Here is a 12715-nt window from a genome sequence, read left to right on the forward strand (position 1 = left end):
TAGAATATCGAACATTGTTCACTATTTTGTAGCATTGATGTAATGGCACGCAGAAACGACCATAGCCGCGAAGAATTGGTAGAAATGACGCTAAATTGCGTTGAAGATTTTTTGAAGTCAGAACCCTATCAATCGCTAAGCCTCCGCAAAATCGCCGCCATGATCGGCTACGTCCCCAGCACCTTGGTCAATGTTTTTGGCAGCTATAATATTTTGCTTCTCCACGTTGTTACCCGCACCTTGGACGATCTTCAGTATCAGGCAAAAAATAGACTCGCCGATACCGATACCCCAAATGCCGCCCTCTTTGCACTTGCGCACCTTTATTTAGATTTTGCAGCGGCCAATCCTTATCGCTGGCGATTAGTGTTCGAACACACCATGCAAGGCGACAAAATGCCTGAATGGCACAGTGACCGAATCCAAAATATGACAGGAATGCTCGAAACGCTGCTCCGACAGCTTTCACCAAACAAAAGCGACGATGACATTGTACAAGCCAGTCGTGTCCTGTGGTCTGGTGTTCATGGTATTACCTTGTTGAGTGTTGATGACAAATTGTTTACTGATGCCCCCGTTGACGGCGGTAAGTTGATTGATAACCTGCTCACAGGGTATTTATCCAGCTGGGTAGCAAGCTAACTGCAAGGAAAAGGGCAATGTCGAAGCAATCAGCACTGTTAACACAGCGACGCTTTCTTCCGTATTTCGTCACCCAAGCGTTTGGCGCATTTAATGATAATGTGTACAAGAATGTACTGCTGATATTGGTCGCCTTTGCTGCACCAGGCGCACTTGGTGTAAGCACCAATCTATTCATTAATCTCGCTGCTGGCTTGTTTATTCTGCCTTTTTTCCTTTTTTCCGCGTTTGCAGGAGAGCTGGCTGACAAATACGAAAAATCGCAATTTATCCGCATTGTTAAGTTGGTTGAAATCGCCATCATGAGCTTGGCAGCGGTCGCTTTTATCTTCGAAAGCTACATGCTCTTGCTTTTTCTTCTCTTTTTGATGGGCACACAATCAGCTTTCTTCGGGCCCGTGAAATATGCTTTGCTGCCTCAAACGCTCAAATCCAATGAACTCGTCTCGGGTAACGCCTTGGTCGAAACCGGCACCTTTCTGGCCATTTTGCTTGGCACGATTGTCGCGGGGGTCATCGCCAACCAATCCGATGCCAAATACCTTGCCGCATTCTCGGTAATACTGTTTGCTGCACTTGGGTATCTCAGTGCGCGTTATATTCCTAAGGCCAGTGCTGGCAACCCATCACTCGAGATTCGCTTTGCCCCTGTGCGCCAAATGAAAACCACCATGAGTATCGCGCACAAAGACAAAGTGGTGCTGCAATCCATTTTAGGGATCAGCTGGTTTTGGTTCTTAGGCGCCAGCTACCTCACCCAGTTTCCTAACTACGCCAAGCTGTATCTCGGTGGCAATGAAGCATCCGTCTCCTTCTTACTGACCTTGTTTTCCATTGGTATTGCACTCGGCTCATTGCTTTGCGACAAATTATCAGGGCACCGAATCGAACCGGGTATCGTGCCAATTGGTGCACTAGGGCTGACTGTTTTTGGTGCGCACCTGATGTTTTCGACACCGGATGTTGCGCCGCACACTGACACTTTTCTCGGTTTCATCTCAGAGCCGTCTTTGTGGTGGGTGTTTATAGATTTATTGTTTATTGGTGTTTTTGGTGGGATTTTCATTGTTCCGCTGTACGCCATGATGCAAAGTCGCGCCGAAGAAACGGAGCGCTCACAAGTCATTGCTGCCAATAATATCTACAATTCACTGTTCATGGTGGTGAGTGCGATTCTCGCCATAGTGTTATTGGGTGTGATTGAACTCAGTATTCCCGCGTTCTTCTTCACGTTAGCCATGATGAACCTTGCAGTGGCGTTGTACGTTGGTAAACAAGTCCCCGTATTTGCACTTCGCTTTATCATTTGGGTACTCAGCCACAGCGTTTACCGTGTCCAACACAAAAACTTGCAGCATATTCCCGAACAAGGAGGCGCATTGCTGGTCAGTAATCACGTCAGTTATGTCGATGCACTGCTACTCGCCGGAGCCTGTCCTCGCCCTATCCGCTTTGTGATGGATGAAGATTATTACCACCTCCCTGTGTTGCACTATTTCTTTCGCACCACGCGCGTGATCCCTATCAAACTCACCAGCGGCTCTATTCGCTGTGCGCTTAATCAAGTCAAACAGCAATTGGAAGCCGGTGAACTTGTGTGCATTTTCCCTGAAGGGCAACTCACCTCTGACGGTGACATGCAGCCTTTTAAACGAGGGATTGATTTGATCCTCAAACAAACGCCCGTCCCAGTGATCCCGATAGCCCTAAAAGGCCTTTGGGGAAGCTATTTCAGCCGTGAAGGTGGACGCGCTTTATTGAAGTTTCCAAGACTTTGTCGATCTAAAGTGGAGGTTGTGGCGGGCTCGCCTGTTTCACCTTCAGAGGCGTCATCAGAGCGGTTGTTCAATGACGTGAAAGCGTTGCGAGGAGATATCTGTTAAGGCTAACTTGCCTAAGCAAGCTTAATTCACCAACTGTTGGTTCAGCCAATCTGACAGTGCTTTACGAGACACTTTAATGCCCGACGCCAAGAGATGTGTTGGCAGCACAAAAACACGTTGCGGGCACTGATACGGCGGGACCTGCGTTTTCGCCCATGTCAAAAAATCCTGCGCGTCGCACTCCCCTTCTATCAGCGCCACGGGCACTTGCCCCCACGCTTTGTGTGCAATCGGTAGGATGAAGAGCTGAGTCACCCCATTAAAAGCACTGAGTATTCGTTCTACCGTTTCAGGCTGTACATTCTCGCCACCGCATATAAACATATTGTCTAAGCGGCCTATGATTTGAAGATCTGGTCGCCTGCGCCCTTCAACACGCCAACTAGCTTTGTCTTTGGTCTGAAACCAATCCTCGGTTAACGGCACCAATTCGCCATGAATCATGTAGCCCGGTGACAATGTTTCCCCTTTTACGCACACTTCGCCGTTTGGTGACACACTCAACGCACGGTATGGCAGCGGCGACCCGACAGAGAAATGCCCATCGGCGCGCTTTGCCGTGATCGTCGATGCCATTTCTGTCATGCCGTAGCCACACCAACAGCGAATGCCTTGTTTCTCGGCCAGATCAACCCAGTGTTGAGGGATCACTGCGCCGCCAAGCAAGACAGAATGCAAGCTTGCAGGCTTGCCAGCCATGACAAGGCGTTCAAGTTGTGTCGGCACTAGCGATGCGTGGGTCGCACCATTTAACGCCGTCATAAGCTTTTCACCGCGGGTATCAGCAATTTTTAGCGTTGCGCCTTGCGCTAGCCAGCGCCAGACAATGGCAAGGCCTGAGATATGACAAAGTGGAAGCGACAGTAACCAGCAGTCAGCAGATTCAAACGGCATGAGCGAAAACAGGCCTGTTGCACTAGCAAGGTGATTTTCTGCTGTATGAGCAACCGCTTTGGGTCTGCCACTGGAGCCGGAAGTCAGGGTTAACGTCAGACAACGCTGCGCGTCATAGTCAAACACTGGCGTGTTAACCGAGGTGTTCAGCATCATTCCACTTGGTGTCGTTACCAAGGAATCAATACCAATATGAATTAGCAGCTCGTTGCGCTCACGTTCTGGAAAGGCAGGATTGAGCATAAGCGTCGTCAAACCGCGCTGCCATGCGGCAAGCATCAGTACGAGGGTATTGTAGTGATTATCGCTAGGGATGGCGATAGACGCGCCAGCTTGCAACGAGACGTCGAAGTGAACGCTCGCAATGTCGGCGCAAAGCTGCCGCCAGCTTATTTCAACATCATCGCGCACAATGGCCGTCGCATCAGGATACGTTGTCATCCAATGCTGCCACGGCCACTGCTCGAAACGGATCAGGCTGTTTGCTGCCATACCAAGCTGCAATCGGTCAGGGAAGTGAGAGGCAACGCGCAGCCCGGCCAAGGGGTATCGAGTTGTGCACCAAACAAATCCACCGTATCTAAACCGGGAAGCATGTCCGGTGTCAGCCAATGCGTAATGCGTGCCAGTTGATTCAAACCAAAGCTTGATTCAAGACTTGAACTTATCACCGCATCCATGCCCAATGCGTGAGCTTGCGAGACAAGACTTTTAACTGTGTCTAGGCTGCCAACCAATGTCGGTTTGATGACAACGGCGCGAAGCCCCTCTGCTGCTGCCAGCGCAAAGCCGTCATCACGCACGGTTTCATCCCATGCCAGCGCAATCCCCGTGTCTTGCGCAAACGCCAAGCTCTCTTCAGGTGTCTGACAAGGCTCTTCCAAAAAAGCGATGCGAGAACGAAAAACAGGACTCACATACTGAGCAAATTGCTGAGCCTTGGTGGGCGTCCACTGACGGTTAGCATCAAGGCGCAGCATGAGATCGGGGATCGCTTCAAGGAACATGTTAACCACCATGCCATCACGAATCGCCTCATACATACCCACTTTGATTTTCGCCACTTTCTGCCCCGGCATGTCGGCGAGCTTTTGTACCAACTCATCCGGATCGCCGCTGCACAAAGGGGCTGTTAGAAAGTTGCCCTGCTCAGGAAGCTCACCCTCAAGCTCCGCCAACGCAACCGAGAAGCCAAAGGCGACAGACGGATATAACGCGTCCCAATCAATCGGTTTGTTGGCAAGCCAATCAGACAACACCTGCTCAATTTGCTTCGCGGCATCGTCCACGGTTTCTTGACTGAACTCTGGCAAAGGCGCGATTTCACCGCGCCCTAGTCGCCCATTATCACTCAGCTCAAGGATTAACCCCTCACGCGTTGCCAGACGGGTGTGACGTAAAATCACACCACTGTCCATCGGTAGCGAATAGCGATATATTTTCGCGTGTTTCATTGCCGCTACCATTATGGGTTGCGCGGGAATTTATCGAAATCAGGGCGACGCTTTTCGTTAAACGCGTTGCGTCCTTCCTGACCTTCTTCAGTCATATAGAACATCATGGTCGCATTGCCCGCCAATTCTTGTAGACCGGCTTGGCCATCACAGTCCGCATTCAGCGCGGCTTTCAAGCAGCGCAGTGCCATTGGGCTGTGTTGCAACACTTCACGACACCAGCGAACGGTTTCACGCTCAAGCTCTGCATAAGGCACGACATGGTTAACCAGCCCCATATCCAACGCTTCTTGCGCATCATAGAAGCGGCACAGGAACCAAATTTCACGCGCTTTTTTCTGGCCCACAATGCGAGCCATGTAAGACGCCCCCCAACCACCGTCAAACGACCCCACTTTCGGGCCAGTTTGGCCAAACTGCGCGTTGTCTGCCGCTATAGTCAGGTCACACATCATGTGAAGCACATGACCGCCGCCAACCGCATAACCGGCGACAGCGGCGATAACCGGTTTCGGGCAGGTGCGGACTTGACGTTGGAAATCCAACACGTTTAAGTGGTGGGTGCCTTGGTCATCACGGTAGCCGCCGTAGTCGCCACGAATTTTCTGATCGCCGCCTGAACAAAACGCATGCTCACCTTGGCCTGTCAGCACAATGACGCCCACTTTCTCGTCATAACGCGCATCCGCTAACGCTTTGATCATTTCGTTGACAGTTTGAGGACGAAACGCATTACGCACTTCCGGACGGTTGATGGTAATGCGCGCAATACCGTCAACAGACTTATGAAACAGAATATCTTCATAGCCTTCAGAGCAGTCATTCCACTCTACCGATGCATAGAGTTCTTGTTCGGTTAAACCTGTTGTTATCGCCATAATGCTTCCATTAATTCATCAATTAAATGTCAAATCAGCCTTTTTACGTGCTGGCTAAACAGCGCTGGCTGTTCAGTATGAACATTGTGTCCAGCGTTTGGGATGGTAAAAAATGCGAATCCCGAATACTTTGCCAGTGCAGCAAACTTGTGGTCGTTCTCGCCACACAAATAATAAAGCGGCAACCCGCTGTTTTTCAGTGCTTGCGATAATATCGGCTGCTTAGCTAAAGATGTAGCACGCAACATACTGGCCACTTTGACTCCGAGGTTATCACTGCGAATAGCCACCAAACTTTGTTTTTGCTCATGATTTAGTGAGGAAAAGACAGCTTGTTGATACCAATCTTGAAGCACATCAACAATGGGCTCCTGCTCAAATCGCGCGGCCCATCGCGCATCATGGTCTTTTCTTGCTGCCCGCTCTTGAAGGGGCAACCCTATATGGCCGCTTTCAATGATGAGTCCCGCCAACCTCGCATCACCTTCACCAACGCTCTCTCGTTGGATAGCAGACAAATACATGGCAAGGCGCGCGCCAAGAGAATAGCCAATCAACCAAAACGGTTGATGAAGATGATATTGAATGGTTGTCGCAATCAAAGCGCAGGTATCGTCAAAGCCGGCAACATCAATGTGCTGGCTCTCACCATGGCCGGGGAGGTCAATGGTTAGGCAGGTGAAATCATTGCCGAGCGCGTCGATCACGTCTTGCCAATCTTTCCCGTTACCCAGCAGACCATGGAGAAACACTAACGCAGGTTTGTCTTTCGCATTGCCTGACGGTGAAGACAACAAGCGAGCAGACAATACAGACGCAGAAACGGGTTGTGCTCCGATTGAAGGTAAAGACGAATCCTCAGAAAAGATGGGCATGCGCAATGACATCAAAAAGGGCTTTCACATCACGTCCGCACTCACCTTCGGGCACGGTTAATTCCATGACCGTGGTGCCGTTTTGAGTTAAAACTTCAAGGCACGCATAACGCGCTTCAAGCAACGAAGTCGGACGGAGGTAGTTAAGACTAAACATGGCTGCAGCATGAGAAAATTCGACGCCATGGGGCATACGATAATAGGCATCTTTTTTAGCATCCGGCACGGGCAGCATGTCGAAAATCCCGCCGCCGTTGTTGTTAATAACCACTATCACCAGCGGCAGAGGATTGCGCGCCAACAAGGCCAAGCTGTTCAGATCGTATAACGCGGACGTATCACCAAGCACACACAGCATCGGACGTTGACGCGCTCGCTGAACTCCCGCTGCCGTAGCAATCAAACCATCAATGCCTGATGCGCCACGATTGGCAAACACAGCGACATCCGGCAAGCAGCAGCACATATCCAGAAGACGGATTGCCATGCTGTTACCGACAAAAAGATCGGTCTCTGACGTCAACCAATGAGCAAAATCGGTAGCAAACGTTTTTTCAGAAAGCGTATTAGACGCTTCACATTGCTGGCGAAGCAGTGCGAGGTATTTATTGCTCGCGACGGCCAGTGATTTCGCCCAGTTTTTTTCCGCCACATTGCCATCTAAAGCGGCCAGATCTTGTGCGAGCGCATCAGCAACTTGCAAGGGGCTAGCGACAATACGATATGCCGGTTTGTGCGAGGCGTCGAGCCTGCCGGGGTGCTGATCCACCAGCCAATATTCCCCAGCAAAAGATGAGATGAATTGGCCAAGGCGTTTCGATACCAAGCGAGCGCCAAACTGCAACACGCAATCCGCCTGCTTGAGCACAGATACGCAGTCAGGGTTTTGCAGCCAAACGTCAAAGCCCGCAAATTCCGAGCCTTTGCCCGCTTGGGGATCGCACAATAGCGGCCAGCCTAAGCGTTCGGCTAACACTTCTACGGCTTGACGATCGGCTTGTGTCATCCGACCGGCAATCATCACGCCTTTTTTGTGTTGTAAGGTTTGCCATTGCGTTAGTGCGGTATCAAGCGAGGTGGATGCCTTAGAAAACGTCAGATAAGGCTTATCACCCGTTAGCCAGGTTTGTATCGGCGCAAGATAACGACCTGCATCATCGACATTGCCATAAAGCGGCTCAGGAAACGGACAGTTGATATGCACACTGCCGCCATTCACGGCCTGATGATGTAATTGTTCACTTACCAGCGAAAGCAGCCAGCCCGGCGCGATGCTTTCAGTGGGGCTGGGCAAATCAGCAAAGCCATCGGCATGTTCACCGAAGATCGCTTTCTGGCTGATAGCTTGATTCGCCCCGCACTGGATCAGTTCTGTGGGGCGATCTGCTGTCAATAAAATGAGTTTTTCGCGAGTAAGACGACTTTCGGCCACGGCGGGTAACAAGTTAGCCACGGCGGTGCCTGAGGTGACAATCACCGCAACAGGACGGTTCGATGCTTTAGCAAGGCCGAGGGCGAGAAAGCCCAAGCCTCGTTCATCAAAATGCGTATGTAAGGTAACGCTCTTGCCACCTTGGCGTAATTGTTCAGCTTCAAGGGTCAGTGGCGTCGAGCGAGAGCCCGGTGCAATGCAAATATCAACGACGCCAGCGCGATGCAGGGCTGTCAGAATAAGACGAGACCAGATCCGGTTTAACGTGACCTGATTTAACGCCGTTGTGTTCGAAGAAGCCGTGTTTTCAGAGGCCATGTTTGCAGAAGCTGAATTCATCCTGCTCGTTTCTCCAAGGTGGAATCAGGGATAGGTGTGAGCAGGCTTAAAAGTGTCGAAATTTTGCGGTCCAATTCTTTCCACTCGCTCTCAGCCACAGAGCCTGGAACAATGCCCGCGCCTGCGAAAAGCTGCAAAGAATCCCCCATCATCAAAGCGCTTCGAATGGCGACGCAAAATTCGCTGCATTCTGCACTCAAATACCCCACAGACCCGCTATACCAACCACGAGCAAACGGTTCGTTCTCCACAATAAACGCCACCGCGTCTTCTCTCGGCAATCCTGCGATTGCAGCGGTCGGCTGCAACGTATCGAGCAAGGTTGCGCTCGACACACCTTTATTGAGCGCCGCATCAATCGCGCGCTTTAGGTGCTGCACTTTGCGCAAGCGCACCAGATGAGGCGTTTTTTCAATGGTTAACGTCTGGCAATGCGAGGCCAGACGCGATGAAATGTCATCCACCACCAAACGGTTTTCATACACATTTTTGCTGTCATTAAGCAGCCATTTGGCCAGCGCAAGGTCGTCTTCTGCGCTTTTGCCACGACCAATCGTTCCCGCTAAGGCTTCCGTCGAGAGATCTTGCCCATGGCGGTTGAACAGACGCTCTGGCGTTGATCCCACAAAGCAGTGCTTCTCGTCCAGCGCTAACATGAAATGGAAATTTGCGCGGTTCTGGTCGCGGCTGGCTTTAAGCAGTTGGGCGGCAGACACGGGGCGATCGAGCGATAATGAGGTTTTTCTCGCCAAGACCACTTTTTGCAGATCGGTTTGTTCGATGTGGGTCAGAGCACGATCAATCATGGCAGACCAATCAGGGAACGACGGCGAATGCTCAGTAGACAGAATATGGCACTCTGGCGGAGACAATGTGGGGTGCGCCATGGTCACTTTTGACAATGCAGCCTGTGTCTTCAGCAAGTCATCACCCAAATTAACCGTCAGTGTCCACGTGTCGTCTTGACGAGCTACTTCAATCTGCGGCAAGAAAAAGAAAGACTGCAAACAACGCTGATTGCGCGCGGTTCTACCGTCAAATGAACGGCCACCCCAAATACGTTGATTAGTCGATAACACTTTTTCCGCAGCAGCGGGATCGGTAAAGGTTTTCACTTGACCGAGCGCCATCACTTCTTCGCGACCGTCGCGAGTTTGCCAGTAGAATTTGGGATAAATAGGTTGGGCATCCAGCCATTCAATCGGGTCGACCTCTTCAGGCCATGAAAAACACACCGAAAGCTGATGGGGGATCGGGGACAGTGTCGACAAGGAATCAACAAGCTGGGCTATCGCTTGGCTTAAATCGGTCAAACTAACCTCACTGAATACTCACAAAGTGCCCGATTCCTTGGGTATTGCTGTTTGCTGAAACTCACGGGTAAAAGACCCCGGTTCAACCTCTGCTCACACCATGTTCCAAACATGCAGTATGATTTATGGGCAAAATATCACCAAAGTGGCTTTTTTTGCACCAACAGACGTCATTTCGCGACAAACTCGATAATATTTCCTGTTGGAAACGCATTCTACAACCTTATTGATTGTGATGAAAACCGAATGTTCTAGCATAACGTATGGGTTTACTGGCATTAAATCACTGATTTCTCTCTTTTTCGTTATTTATTACTATTAGCTACTTATATAAGCCTTTTCGTTAGTGTAATTTACTGCAAACACCAAAATTTAAGCTCAGGAATCATGATGCAAGATATCGGGATGTCGACCAAGCTGGATAATGTCTGTTACGACATTCGCGGGCCAGTGATGAAGCAGGCAAAGCGCCTTGAAGAAGAAGGCCACAAAATTCTAAAACTGAATATCGGCAACCCTGCCCCATTTGGCTTTGATGCACCAGATGAAATTCTGGTCGATGTGATCCGCAACCTGCCAACTTCTCAGGGCTATTGTGATTCCAAAGGCATTTATTCCGCCCGCAAAGCCGTGGTTCAGCATTACCAAAAACGCGGCATGCTCGATTTAGACGTTGAAGACGTTTACTTGGGTAACGGCGTGTCCGAGTTGATCGTGATGTCAATGCAGGCACTGCTCAATAGTGGTGACGAATTGCTGGTTCCATCACCTGACTACCCACTGTGGACGGCGGCAGTGTCGCTGTCTGGCGGCAATCCAGTGCACTATATGTGTGATGAAGAATCGGATTGGTATCCCGATCTGGCCGATATCAAAGCCAAGATCACACCAAAAACCAAAGGGATTGTGTTGATCAACCCGAACAATCCGACGGGTGCCGTATATAGCAGAGATTTCTTGTTAGAAATCGCTGAGATCGCACGTCAGCACAACTTGATTATTTTCTCTGACGAGATCTACGACAAGATCTTGTACGACGGCGCTCAGCATCACTCGATTGCACCACTGGCACCGGATGTCTTCTGTGTCACCTTTAGTGGCCTGTCTAAATCCTATCGCGTATGTGGTTTTCGCTCTGGCTGGATGATCCTGTCTGGGTCACTCCACAAAGCGACAAGCTACATTGCGGGACTGGAAATGCTGTCTTCAATGCGCTTGTGTGCCAACGTACCGATGCAGCACGCCATTCAGACGGCGTTAGGCGGATATCAAAGCATTAACGAGCTGATCTTGCCCGGTGGTCGTCTGCTTGAACAGCGTGACAAAGCCCATGAACTGCTCAATCAAATTCCTGGCATCAGCTGTGTGAAGCCGAAAGGCGCACTGTATCTGTTCCCGAAAATTGATACTAAGCGCTACAAGATATATGACGATGAAAAAATGATGCTGGATTTCCTAATGCAGGAAAAAGTATTGATGGTTCACGGCACAGGCTTTAACTGGCCGAAACCAGACCACTTCCGTATCGTGACCTTGCCTCGTGTCGATGATTTAGAGCTGGCGATTGGTCGCTTTGAACGCTTCCTGTCGACGTATAGTCAGTAATAACGACAGCTCAAAAAGACTTGGGATCGCTGGAAAGCGGTCCTAGGTCCTAGGTCCTAGGAACTCAGCATCCTTACCAGCACTCTCTTTCCATACTAACGCGAAAATTAAGCCTACAGCAGCCCCTGCCCAGTGCGCTTGATACGCGACACCAGCTTCAATTAATTCCGCCGTCATCGAATCACCGCCCGTAAAGGCTTCATGAACCAATTTGAGCGCGACGCCTACCAGCATGACCCATCCCAGTGGGACTTTGTTCTGAATGTCTCGGACGACACCAAACACAAATAACCCATGAAGTACGCCTGACAGCCCCGCATACCAATCGAATGGGCTGATAAACATCACTGCACCAATTGCCACCATCATGGTCCATAGCATGGCTAACAGCGAACGAGGCGCATAGTATCTGCGATGCAGTAAAGCCAATACCAGCAAGGCTGCTAAGTTCATGGCCATGTGGATAGCGTTGGTATGGGTAAGGTTTCCTGTTACGATTCGCCACCACTGACCCGCTTGTATATCAAGGCGATCCCAAACCAGCGCCTCATGGACAGTGGGAACTTGGGCAATCAGGGTGAGAGCCACCAAAGCAACCAATATTCGAGAAACTGACAATCGTGTCTCCAACTCTCCAGATTTCATTTAGTTATAGCGTACCGTGGTAATGAATAAGAAAGCCAGCCGATATTGTGAACATTGCGGGAAAGCCAAAAAGGCCTGTATCTGCCACTTCATCTCCCGTATTGACAGCGATGTGCCTGTCATCGTGCTTCAACACCCTTCTGAAGTCGACCAACCCATAGGCACGGCGCGTATTTTGTCCTTGTCACTGCCCCATTGTGTGTTGTTCGTGGGTGAAGACTTTTCCGATCATGCGCAGCTCAATACCCTACTGGCTCAAGACAATATCGACTTTGCGTTACTTTATCCTGCCGAGAACGCCATCCCTGTGTCTCTCTGGCAGGGAAAGCCCAATACAACTCGCGGCATCATCTTGCTAGATGGTACATGGCGCAAAGCCTTTAAGATGTATCAGCTGTCTGCCAACCTTCACGCGCTACCTGCGGTGACATTGGATGCAATAAGTGAGGGGAATTACCGTATTCGTAAGTCCCCAAAAGAAGGTGGACTATCAACGGTTGAAGCGGGGTATCACGCGCTATCGGCAATGAGCGGCAATGATAGGCGTTTTCAGCCACTGCTGGATGCGTTTGATGGAATGATCGCGTTTCAGATAAGCCAAATGCCGCCCGGGGTGTATGAGCGGCATTATGGGAAGAAAAGCGAATGAAAAAAGCTTAAGGTCCTAGGGTCCTAGGGTCCTAGGGTCCTAGAAGGAATTGTCCATCAGTTCTTTCGGCGGAGATTCTCTGAGGTTGAATAAAGCAGGCACGAGT

Annotated in this window: 11 protein-coding genes; 4 read left to right on the plus strand and 7 right to left on the minus strand. The window is 50.3% G+C overall.

All coding sequences use genetic code 11. The features are described 5' to 3' along the window. The first annotated feature begins 42 nt into the window (after positions 1–42). Both AC3CIC_RS11390 and AC3CIC_RS11395 read left to right on the plus strand, forming a co-directional pair. Positions 43–642, plus strand: a complete 600-nt coding sequence (locus AC3CIC_RS11390) for a TetR/AcrR family transcriptional regulator (RefSeq protein ID WP_016961026.1) — start codon at positions 43–45, stop codon at positions 640–642. Positions 643–659: 17 nt separating this feature from the next. Continuing rightward, entirely contained in the window at positions 660–2525 is a 1866-nt protein-coding gene (locus AC3CIC_RS11395) for an MFS transporter (RefSeq protein ID WP_488514651.1), read from the plus strand. Between the two features lie 21 nt (positions 2526–2546). Here the strand turns inward: AC3CIC_RS11395 and AC3CIC_RS11400 are convergent, their stop codons facing one another. The 6 genes from AC3CIC_RS11400 to AC3CIC_RS11425 are packed head-to-tail and all read right to left on the minus strand — an operon-like array spanning position 2547 to position 9710. After that, complete coding sequence (locus AC3CIC_RS11400) at positions 2547–3911, minus strand: AMP-binding protein (protein ID WP_488514652.1); 1365 nt, start codon at positions 3909–3911, stop codon at positions 2547–2549. Next, complete coding sequence (gene menC, locus AC3CIC_RS11405) at positions 3893–4873, minus strand: o-succinylbenzoate synthase (RefSeq protein ID WP_488514653.1); 981 nt, start codon at positions 4871–4873, stop codon at positions 3893–3895. Before menC ends, AC3CIC_RS11400 begins: the two co-directional genes overlap by 19 nt. An 11-nt stretch (positions 4874–4884) precedes the next feature. After that, positions 4885–5751: a 1,4-dihydroxy-2-naphthoyl-CoA synthase gene (menB, locus tag AC3CIC_RS11410; RefSeq protein ID WP_488514654.1), complete on the minus strand. Its 867-nt coding sequence runs from the start codon at positions 5749–5751 to the stop codon at positions 4885–4887. Positions 5752–5780: 29 nt separating this feature from the next. Then, positions 5781–6638: a 2-succinyl-6-hydroxy-2,4-cyclohexadiene-1-carboxylate synthase gene (gene menH / locus AC3CIC_RS11415; RefSeq protein ID WP_488514655.1), complete on the minus strand. Its 858-nt coding sequence runs from the start codon at positions 6636–6638 to the stop codon at positions 5781–5783. Next, positions 6610–8397: a 2-succinyl-5-enolpyruvyl-6-hydroxy-3-cyclohexene-1-carboxylic-acid synthase gene (gene menD, locus AC3CIC_RS11420; RefSeq protein ID WP_488514656.1), complete on the minus strand. Its 1788-nt coding sequence runs from the start codon at positions 8395–8397 to the stop codon at positions 6610–6612. The genes menH and menD overlap by 29 nt, the downstream gene beginning before the upstream one ends. Continuing rightward, entirely contained in the window at positions 8394–9710 is a 1317-nt protein-coding gene (locus AC3CIC_RS11425) for an isochorismate synthase (protein WP_371733647.1), read from the minus strand. The genes menD and AC3CIC_RS11425 overlap by 4 nt, the downstream gene beginning before the upstream one ends. Positions 9711–10100: 390 nt before the next feature. Between AC3CIC_RS11425 and AC3CIC_RS11430 the strand changes: the two genes are divergently transcribed. Then, positions 10101–11315: a pyridoxal phosphate-dependent aminotransferase gene (locus AC3CIC_RS11430; RefSeq protein WP_488515907.1), complete on the plus strand. Its 1215-nt coding sequence runs from the start codon at positions 10101–10103 to the stop codon at positions 11313–11315. 42 nt (positions 11316–11357) lie between these two features. Here the strand turns inward: AC3CIC_RS11430 and rrtA are convergent, their stop codons facing one another. After that, positions 11358–11933: a rhombosortase gene (rrtA, locus tag AC3CIC_RS11435; protein WP_488514657.1), complete on the minus strand. Its 576-nt coding sequence runs from the start codon at positions 11931–11933 to the stop codon at positions 11358–11360. A 49-nt stretch (positions 11934–11982) separates the two neighbouring features. Here rrtA and AC3CIC_RS11440 point away from each other — a divergent pair, with 49 nt between their 5' ends. After that, entirely contained in the window at positions 11983–12609 is a 627-nt protein-coding gene (locus tag AC3CIC_RS11440; protein ID WP_371733645.1) for a tRNA-uridine aminocarboxypropyltransferase, read from the plus strand. Positions 12610–12715 lie beyond the last annotated feature (106 nt).

Source organism: Enterovibrio sp. QJM3NY_24, from assembly GCF_057786035.1.